The 9,491-nt window shown below is 28.6% G+C and carries 10 protein-coding genes; 1 reads left to right on the top strand and 9 read right to left on the bottom strand.

Annotated elements, in window-relative coordinates; genetic code table 11:
• Positions 1–100 precede the first annotated feature (100 nt).
• From DWX29_RS11900 to rpmH, 9 genes are all read right to left on the bottom strand, one after another.
• Entirely contained in the window at positions 101–430 is a 330-nt protein-coding gene (locus tag DWX29_RS11900; protein ID WP_022089461.1) for a hypothetical protein, read from the bottom strand.
• Between the two features lie 80 nt (positions 431–510).
• Positions 511–1,230: a 16S rRNA (guanine(527)-N(7))-methyltransferase RsmG gene (rsmG, locus tag DWX29_RS11895; RefSeq protein ID WP_022089462.1), complete on the bottom strand. Its 720-nt coding sequence runs from the start codon at positions 1,228–1,230 to the stop codon at positions 511–513.
• A 6-nt stretch (positions 1,231–1,236) separates the two neighbouring features.
• Positions 1,237–3,126, bottom strand: a complete 1,890-nt coding sequence (gene mnmG, locus DWX29_RS11890; RefSeq protein WP_118565929.1) for a tRNA uridine-5-carboxymethylaminomethyl(34) synthesis enzyme MnmG — start codon at positions 3,124–3,126, stop codon at positions 1,237–1,239.
• A gap of 29 nt (positions 3,127–3,155) precedes the next feature.
• The gene (gene mnmE, locus DWX29_RS11885) at positions 3,156–4,535 is read right to left on the bottom strand and encodes a tRNA uridine-5-carboxymethylaminomethyl(34) synthesis GTPase MnmE (protein ID WP_118565928.1); all 1,380 of its coding nucleotides are present in this window, start codon (positions 4,533–4,535) and stop codon (positions 3,156–3,158) included.
• A 169-nt stretch (positions 4,536–4,704) separates the two neighbouring features.
• Positions 4,705–5,328 carry an RNA-binding cell elongation regulator Jag/EloR gene (gene jag / locus DWX29_RS11880; RefSeq protein WP_117910210.1) on the bottom strand — a complete coding sequence of 208 codons (624 nt, stop codon included), beginning with the start codon at positions 5,326–5,328 and terminating at the stop codon, positions 4,705–4,707.
• Positions 5,329–5,339: 11 nt separating this feature from the next.
• The gene (locus tag DWX29_RS11875) at positions 5,340–6,596 is read right to left on the bottom strand and encodes a YidC/Oxa1 family membrane protein insertase (RefSeq protein WP_022089466.1); all 1,257 of its coding nucleotides are present in this window, start codon (positions 6,594–6,596) and stop codon (positions 5,340–5,342) included.
• 10 nt (positions 6,597–6,606) lie between these two features.
• Entirely contained in the window at positions 6,607–6,843 is a 237-nt protein-coding gene (gene yidD / locus DWX29_RS11870; RefSeq protein WP_022089467.1) for a membrane protein insertion efficiency factor YidD, read from the bottom strand.
• 88 nt (positions 6,844–6,931) lie between these two features.
• Entirely contained in the window at positions 6,932–7,279 is a 348-nt protein-coding gene (gene rnpA / locus DWX29_RS11865) for a ribonuclease P protein component (RefSeq protein WP_022089468.1), read from the bottom strand.
• A gap of 49 nt (positions 7,280–7,328) precedes the next feature.
• On the bottom strand, positions 7,329–7,472 hold the full coding sequence (rpmH, locus tag DWX29_RS11860) for a 50S ribosomal protein L34 (protein ID WP_022089469.1): 144 nt from the start codon (positions 7,470–7,472) through the stop codon (positions 7,329–7,331).
• A gap of 516 nt (positions 7,473–7,988) precedes the next feature.
• On the opposite strand from rpmH, the gene dnaA reads away from it, so the two are divergent.
• The gene (gene dnaA / locus DWX29_RS11855; RefSeq protein ID WP_022089470.1) at positions 7,989–9,371 is read left to right on the top strand and encodes a chromosomal replication initiator protein DnaA; all 1,383 of its coding nucleotides are present in this window, start codon (positions 7,989–7,991) and stop codon (positions 9,369–9,371) included.
• The last annotated feature ends 120 nt before the right edge of the window (positions 9,372–9,491 follow it).

The raw sequence follows: 9,491 nt of genomic DNA, 5'->3' as shown, positions 1-9,491 counted from the left end.
TTTAATTATTTTCAATTTATAATTAATTGATTATTTAAGTTAATTTATCTAGTTTTCAATAAAAAGAGGAATGTTTCACGTGAAACATTCCTTCTTTTAACTACTTACTTATTTCTTTTAAACAAACATTTATTTCTGATATTTCTTTATCTATTTTTTTTATATTTTCAGCTAATTCATTGTTAATTTGTGCTATAGTAACAATCTTGGTTCCTAATTCCTTTATTTCATGCTGATTAAATGTATTTGTTTCTCTAAATTTAGGTGAAAATATTTCTAAAGCTTCATCTGATATACTTTTCATTCTCTCTATAATAATATTTGTCTCTATTATTTTCTGCCTATTACTATTATATTTAGAAACGCATTTTTTTCTCTCATCTGTCAGCTTTTTAATTCTGTTTTCTAAATATTCTTTAGTTTTTTTCATATTTTACTCCTAACAACTAAATAATTAGCCTATATCTGTATTTGTAATTACATAGATACATTTAACCAATATACATAAACTTATATTATAGGTTCTTTTGAAGGTAACCCTGGTTTTCTAGGATATTTTTTAGGTGTGTTTTTTATTTTCTTGATATTAATAATTTTTCTCTTTATATCTGTATCAGGTAAATTAAAATCAACAATTTCCTCTATTTCTCCACCTAATACTTTAATTGCATTTTTTCCAATATTAATTTCATTCATGCATCCATCAGCTTTGTAACAAATAAAGTAGCCATTTAATTTAATGAATGGAATACAATATTCTGAAAGTGTTGATATATTAGCTACTGCTCTTGATACACATAAATCATATTTTTCTCTGTAATTAGAATTTTTTCCTAAATCTTCAGCTCTACCATGAACCAATTCAATTTTATCCAATCCAAGTTTATTTATTACTTCATTCAAAAAGAGAAGTCTTTTATTTAAAGAGTCCATTAGAGTAATTTTCAAATTTGGAAACATAATTTTAATAGGTATTCCGGGAAATCCTGCACCGGTTCCAACATCAATCAGACTTTCATCTCCATTTAATTTAATACTTTTAACTAAAGATAAACTATCAACAAAATGCTTTTCAACAACCTCTTCAAACTCTGTAATACCTGTTAAATTCATTACCTTATTTTTTTCAACCAACATTTCATAATATTTAAGAAATTGACAACATTGTTCTTCACTAATATTTATATCTAATTTTTCAATATGATTTCTTATAAATTCAATTTTATCCATATATACCTACTTTTTATTTATTTTTTTATGCTGTTCCATATATATAAGAAGAACTGAAATATCAGCTGGTGAAACACCTGATATTCTAGACGCCTGTCCTATGTTTATAGGTTTATACAATGTAAGTTTCTGAACTGCTTCTTTTCTTAAGCTTGATACCAATGTATAATCAAAATTTTCAGGTATTTTTTTATTTTCCAACTTTTTAAATTGAGCAACCTGCTTCATCTGTCTTGAAATATAACCATCATATTTAATATTTATATTTATTTGTTCAACAATATCTTCAGGTAAGTCTTTCTTTTCATCGTCAAAATGACTTATTTTTTGATAATCCAATTCAGGTCTTCTTATTAATTCAGCTAATGTTGTTCCTGTCTTAAGTGGAGTACTGCCAACAGATACTAAAAATTCCTGAACTTTTTTGTTAGCACCTATCGCATATTTATTTAATCTCTCTATTTCTTCTTTAATTACTTTCTCTTTATAGCAAACATAATCATATCTTTCTTTTGAAATCAATCCAATTTCATATCCAATCTTTGATAATCTAAGATCGGCATTATCCTGTCTTAATAATAATCTGTATTCTGCTCTTGAAGTCATCATTCTATAAGGTTCGTGACTTTCCTTTGTAACTAAATCATCAATTAATACTCCAATATATGCTTGTGATCTATCAAGAACCAGCATTTCTTTTCCCTGAACTTTTCTTGCAGCATTAATTCCGGCAATTATTCCTTGTGCTGCAGCTTCTTCATATCCTGAACTTCCATTAAACTGACCTGCACTAAATAATCCTGAAATATTCTTAAACTCAAGACTTGGCAATAATTGTCCATATTCTATACAATCATATTCTATTGCATATGCATTACGTACAATTTTAACATTTTCAAGTCCCGGAACTGTTTTGTACATAGCATACTGAACATCCTCAGGTAATGATGATGACATTCCACCCAAGTACATTTCATTTGTATACATTCCTTCCGGTTCTATAAAAACCTGATGTCTGTTTTTATCTGCAAATTTTACAACTTTATCTTCTATTGAAGGGCAATATCTAGGTCCCGTACCTTCAATCATTCCTGAAAATAATGGGGATCTGTTAATATTATCCCTTATAATCTTATGAGTTTCTTCATTTGTATATGTTAACCAGCATGAAATCTGTTCTTTTTGTACACTTTCAAAGTCTGTTTCGAATGAAAAAGGAACTACCTTTTTATCACCAAACTGTTCTTCCATTTTACTAAAATCTATAGAACGTTTATCTACTCTTGCCGGAGTACCTGTTTTAAATCTACGCATTTTTATGCCATTCTTAATTAAAGAATCAGTTAATAAATTTGCAGCCATAAGACCGTTTGGTCCTGTATATTGGCAAATATCTCCGTATATACATTTTGCTTTTAAATAAACTCCTGTAGCCAAAACAACTGCTTTTGCATAATAAACTGCACCTGATGCTGTTTTTACTCCTGTTATTTTTCCATCTTCAACTAAAATTTCTGCAACTTCAGCCTGTCTTATTGTTAAATTATCTGTATTTTCAAGAGTTTTTCTCATTTCTCTTGTATATTCCTGTTTATCAGCCTGCGCTCTTAATGAATGAACTGCAGGTCCTTTGGATTTATTTAACATCTTAGATTGGATAAATGTTTTATCTATATTTTTTCCCATTTCTCCACCAAGAGCATCTATTTCTCTTACTAAATGTCCTTTAGAAGTTCCACCTATATTAGGGTTACATGGCATTAAAGCTATGCTATCTACGCTTACTGTAAATACAATAGTATTATTTCCTAATCTTGCAGACGCAAGTGCCGCCTCGCATCCTGCATGTCCCGCTCCTATAATTACTACATCATATTTTTCTTCTACATGTGCCATTTTATTTTCCTCTCCAAATAGAACTTTTATTATTTTCCCATACAAAACTTACTAAATATCTCATTTACAAGGTCATCTTCTACGCTCTCACCAATAATTTGTCCTAAATATGTGTATGCATCCATTAAATCAATAGAATAAAAATCTTCAGGCATATCATTCTCTACTGATTTTATAACCTCTTCAATACTATTCTTTGCATTAATAAGTGATTCTTTTTGTCTTGCATTTGTTATATACAATTCATCATTATATTTAACTTTTCCTTCATAAAATAAATCTCTTATTTTATTTTCTAATTCATCCAACCCATCTCCTGTTTTTGCAGAAAATGTAATTACAGGTTTATTGTCAAATTCAGAAACATTCTTTTCGTTTATAATTGTTCCTAAATCAGATTTATTAAGTAAAACAATTGCCTGTTTATCTTTTATCAAATTAATAATTTCTTTATCATTTTCATCTAATTCTTTCGATGCATCTGCTACAAATATAACTAAATCACTTTTTTCAGCAAGTTCTTTTGCCTTATTTACACCGATTTGCTCAACTACATCTTCAGAATCTCTAATGCCCGCAGTATCAATTAAATTAAGAAAGACACCATTTAAATTAATGCTTTCTTCTAGAGTATCTCTTGTAGTTCCTTCTATATCAGTAACAATTGCTCTTTCTTCCCCAAGAAGTAAGTTCAATAAAGAAGATTTTCCTGCATTTGGCTTGCCTAAAATTACAGTCTTAACTCCTTCTTTAACAATTCTTCCATTATCAAAATTGTTAATTAATCTTGAAAGTTCACCATTAACCTCTTCAAGAATCTTACTTAATTTATCTGAATATCCATCAATGCTTATATGCTCAGGGTCATCAAGTGCTGATTCTATAAAAGCTATATTATAAATAATTTTTTTTCTTAAGCTTTTGATTTTTTCAGAAACTCTTCCATTTAACTGCTCTATTGAACTTGATAAAGCAAATTCATTTTTTGCATTTATTACATCCATGACTGCCTCTGCCTGAGACAAATCCATTCTTCCGTTTAAGAAAGCTCTTTTTGTAAATTCACCCGGCTCAGCTGTTCTTGCACCATTTTTTAATACAATTTCCAATATCTTTCTAATAACTATCATTCCACCATGACAATTAATTTCAACTACATCTTCTCCTGTATATGAATGTGGTCCATTCATAACTGAAACCATTACTTCATCAATTACTTTATCATTATCAACTATATGCCCATAGTTAATTGTATGTGATTTTACATTAACTAATTTTTTATCACTATTTACTGATTTAAATATTTTATCTACAATTTCAATTGCTTCATCACCACTTACTCTTATTATTCCTATTCCGGAATTACCTGATGCTGTTGCAATTGCTGCTATTGTATCAACCACTTTCATCTCATTACCAAGCCTTTCAAATTAATCAACTTTTTGTCATTAATTTTTCTTTACTCAAGATGTGCAAATTAACTCCACATAATAAGCCATAATAATTTAGTATAACACATATTTTTCAAAAAGAAAACGTAGCAGTTATAACTGCTACGTTTACCTATGTTATATTTTATTATCTTTTTAAGATTACAACAACATGTCTGTATGGTTCTTCACCTTCACTCTTTGTTGTAACATATTTATCATTCTGTAATGCTGAATGAATAATTCTTCTTTCATATGGATTCATTGGCTCAAGAGATACCGGTTTCTTAATTCTCTTAACCTTAAATGCAATGTTTTTAGCAAGATTTTCAAGAGTAGCTTTTCTACGTTCTCTGTAGTTTTCTGTATCTAATTTTACTCTTAAATATTTTTCGCTTTCTTTATTAATAACGAGACTTACAAGATACTGTAATGAATCAAGAGTCTGCCCTCTTTTTCCAATAAGTATTCCCATATCATCTCCTACTAAATCAATATTTACAACACCATCTTCTTCGTTGATATCCATATTAATTTTTACAGTTAATTCCATTGCTTCAAAAACTTTTCCTAAAAATTCTCTTGCAATGTCTTCAATTGACTGATTTTTTCTAGCTTTAATGACTGCAGGCTTACTTCCTATTCCTAAGATTCCGTTACTGCCTTTGCTAATAACTTCATACTCTAACTTATCAGTTGTTGTTCCTAAATCAACACATGCATTAGTTAAAGCATCATCGATATTCTTTCCTGTATATTCCTTAAAATCCAACACTTTCACCTCTATTTTTTGTTTCTTTCATTAAAGTCATTTACCATATTTACTCTAGAACCAATGCTACCGTTCTTTTTCTTCATATTTTTCATTTTAGCTTCTTCAATTATCTTTTCTTTTTCTGCAAAAGATTTAGTTGAATTTGCTTTGCTTGAAACTGACTTTGTATTTGTAGATGCAGCCTTTAATACCTGTTCTCTATAAACACCGTTTTTCTCATTTCTAGCAATTCTTTTCTGCTCAGCTTTTTCTTTATTCTTTTCAATAATTTCGTTAACATCCATTTTCTTTAAATGCATATTAATAAATATCTGCTGAATCATCATAGCTGCTGAACTTGTTACCCAATAAATACCAATACCTGATGCAAACATATAACACATATAAACTGACATCAATGGCATCATAATATTCATCATTTTCATTGAACCGGCCATTGGATTATCCTGTGTATTTGTTGCTGCACTATTTAATTTCATTGATAATGTAACACTTAAGAACTGAGTTAAACCAGCTAATACAGGAATTAACAATACTAAAATAATAGGTAATCCTGCTTTAAGCATCTGTGATGGTGAATCACTTAAGTTATAACAAAAGAAATTGTTAATATTATGAATATGATCATAAGCTTTATCAACTACTGAACTATCAATAGTATCAACTAATTTACTTAAACTAAATCCATCAACTTTTAATGTTGCTCTGTTGTATCCTGACATAACATCAATACAATTATTAACCTGCTGTGTTGTTAAATCAGAAAATGAATCTACTTTATAAGTAAAGAATTCTTTAATCTGACTTCCATTCATATTTTGTAATATTGTCAAATAATAATCTTTAACAGAACTTACATATGCCGGAATATTCATAATAACTCTATATAAAGCTAAGATAATAGGCATCTGAATAAGTAACTGTAAACAACTTCCTGTAGGTGAAACACCATACTTATCATATACAGCCTTAATTTCTTCCTGCTGTGCAAGCTGTGATGCCTGATCAACTTTATTTTTATATTTTTTCTGAATTGCCTGAATTTCCGGATTCATTACTGAATTCAATTTTGAAAATTTCTGTTGCTTAATTGTACTTGGAAGCATTAACATTCTAATTACTACTGTAAAAACAATAATACATAATCCAATACTTTCAATTCCTATAGAAGAAAAAATAAAGTAAATTGCTTCAAGTATTTTTCCTAATATCCAAGCAAATGGCATTAATATACCACTCTGCTGTGTAGCTAATAATAATTCCAATTATTCCTCCTTAAGGCACAGGATCATAGCCCCCTTTAGAGAAATGGTTACACCTTAAAATTCTCTTTATGGCTAAAAACGATCCTTTTAAAGGTCCATATTTCTGTAAAGCTTCTATGGCATACTGAGAGCATGATGGTATAAATCTGCAACAAGGCGTAATTTTCATAGGTGAAATAAATTTTCTATAAAATTTTATACATCCTATAAGAATAAAATTTATACCTTTAGATAATTTCTTTATCATCTTCATATACCCTCCCATAAATGTACCATATAGAAGTTTTTTTCATTTTCAAGTTACAAACATATTCTAAAATGATAAAAAAGCTTATTTACATGCTTTTTTCATTTAGAATTCCATTGATTTTTCCTAAATGCAACAATGCACTTTCAATTTCTTTATATTTTCTGTCCTTTGCACTTTCACGTGCAATTACGACAATGTCCAAACCACTATTGAACATTTCTTTATTTAGTCTGTAGCTTTCCCTTATTAGACGTGTCAGATGATGTCTTATTACACTATTTCCTACTTTTTTACTTACTGATATTCCTAATCTGTTACTATCTAATTGGTTTTCAAGTACATACATAACTAAATATTTATTTGCCTTTGATTTTCCATTTTTATAAACATTTTGAAAATCTCTATTCTTTTTTAGCGAGTCATAACTATTCATTACAATACCTCTTTAAAATAAGAAAAGAAAAAGGCCACAAAACTGCGGCCTATGCTGACAATACTTTTCTTCCTTTTGCTCTTCTAGCTGCAAGAACTTTTCTTCCGCCTGCTGTGCTCATTCTTGATCTAAAACCATGAACTTTTGATCTCTGTCTCTTTTTTGGCTGATATGTCATTTTACCCTTATGCATTCCGATACACCTCCTTACGCACTATAATAAAACATCATTTCAATTATAATGGCAAGTTAATTTTACGTCAAGCATTTTATTTTTTGTTAATTTTTATTATTTTTTTGATTTACTTTACATAACATTTGCGGGTAATTAACACCAGTTATCAACATTTTATTAATAAAAAGTTAATAACTCACATTATTTTTTCCTTTTACCTCCCATTTATTCACACTTTTATAAGTTATTAACATTAATAACTTTTTTTATTAATAAAATTATTGTTATTTTTTGTCGAATTATTTGTAAACCTATTTTTTATTTTATGTAAACTTATTACAAAAATTTTTCGTTATTTTTCCACAAAATCTTTTTTCTCTATTTTACATCAAAATTTTTACACGTTTATTAGTTTCTTCTTTATTATATATAAGTTGAAAACATTTTTGTTTTTTGCTATTATAATTATGTGTGTAATTTTGCGCATTTTTTTACTTTTAGAAGTTTATTTTATAAAAAATAGGAGAATTATTTATGTATTCTACATTGATTGAAAAATGGCCTGAGATTCTCAATACGTTTAAACAGGATTACGATATTTCTGATGTTTCCTTCAAAACATGGATAAAACCATTGCAGGTTAAATCTTTTGAAGACAATGTCGTAACTTTAGTTTATCAGGGTGAAACTGAGATGCTTGGTCTTCAATATATAAAGAAAAAATACCAGATTCCATTAAAAGTAACTATTGAAGAAATTATGAAAATGGAACTTGAACTTCAGTTTGTTTTACCATCTGACATTAAAGATGAACCAAGTGAAACCGAAGAACATATTACAATTAATGAATCAGCTTCACTTACAAGCAGAATTGCTGAAGCTAATTTAAATAGTAAATATACTTTTGATACATTTGTTGTAGGCTCTAACAATATTTTAGCCCACGACACATCTCTTGCAGTTGCTGAGTCTCCAGGTGGAATCTACAATCCTTTATTTATCTATGGAGGTGTAGGTCTTGGTAAAACCCACCTTATGCAATCAATTGGTCATTTTGTATTAAATAAAAATCCTAACGCTAAGGTTTTATATACTACAAGTGAATCTTTTACTAATGAACTTATTGAAACACTACGTAATAAAAGCGGTAATCAACAGGAAATGTCTGATTTTAGAGCAAAATATCGAAATGTAGATGTTTTACTTATTGATGATATACAGTTTCTTCAGAAAAAGGAAAGTACTCAGGAAGAATTTTTCCATACTTTCCAGTATTTGTATATGCATAAAAAAGCCATTGTTATTAGTTCAGATAGAAAGCCTAAGGACTTAGAAGGACTTGAAGACAGATTGGTTAACAGGTTTGAATCTGGATTAACAGTAGATATCCAAAGTCCTAATTATGAAACAAGAATGGCAATTTTGAAAAAGAAAGTTGAAGTTGAAGGTATAGATATACCTAATGACGTATTAGATTACATTTCAACAAATGTTATTTTCAATATTCGTGAACTTGAAGGCTCATTAACTAAGATTATTGCTTTTAGTAAAATCAGCAATCAGACTATTGATTTAGATTTTGCTAAAGATGTTCTTAAGGATTATATTTCACCTGAAGAAGATAACACAATAACATGTAAAAAAATTATCGAAGTAGTTGCTGATCATTTTGGAATTTCACCTAATGATTTAGCTTCTAAGAAGCGTTCTAAAGAAATAGCATATGCCAGACAGGTATGCATGTACATTTGTAAAACGCTTACCGATGAGACAAATAAGAAAATTGGATTAGCTCTTCATAAAGACAATCCATCTACCGTAATATATGGAGTTAATCAGATAAAAGAAGAAATGGCAAGAGACATAAATACTAAAAATATGGTGGAAGTTATTATTAAAAAGCTTAATACGAAGTGAAGTTATTAACATTTTTGTATTAATAACTACTATTTTGATGTTAATAACTATATTTTCAGTATTAAAATGTTATTAATATATTGTTAATATCCTACTTTTATATTTTTAAGCTATTAACAT

It is taken from the genome of Eubacterium sp. AF19-12LB (assembly GCF_003479125.1).
In the GTDB taxonomy this organism is placed as follows: domain Bacteria; phylum Bacillota; class Clostridia; order Lachnospirales; family Lachnospiraceae; genus Eubacterium_U; species Eubacterium_U album.
This window is presented reverse-complemented; position numbering and strand designations above follow the sequence as displayed.